Genomic DNA, 279 nt, shown 5'->3' with positions numbered 1-279 from the left:
CGGCCCGACGCTCCCTTCCGATCTGATCCCCCAGCGGGTGATCGATGCATCCTATGAAGCGGCGTATCTCGAACTGAAAAAGCCGGGCTCCTTGTCCGTTTCCTTCGATCCAGCCCGAAAGGTGAAACGGCAGAAAGTCGAGGGCATCGAGCGTGAGTTCTTCGAACCTGGCGACAGTGGCAACTTCTTCGCGCCCGCCGCGCCGATCTCGACCGTCATCGAAGGGCTGCTTGCCCCGCTGATCGGGCCTGTCTTTGGCCAGCCCGCCATCATGGTGGT

The 279-nt window shown here is 61.6% G+C and carries 1 protein-coding gene; it reads left to right on the top strand.

Features of this window, described 5'->3' with window-relative positions; all coding sequences use genetic code 11:
* Positions 1-279, top strand: a 279-nt coding sequence (locus EN852_RS40555; RefSeq protein ID WP_348643571.1) for a DnaT-like ssDNA-binding protein, incomplete at both ends; no start/stop codon positions are given.

This window comes from Mesorhizobium sp. M2E.F.Ca.ET.209.01.1.1, from assembly GCF_004010375.2.
Lineage (GTDB): Bacteria > Pseudomonadota > Alphaproteobacteria > Rhizobiales > Rhizobiaceae > Mesorhizobium.
Note: the sequence above shows the minus strand (reverse complement) of the source record. Positions and strands in the feature narration are given on the sequence as shown.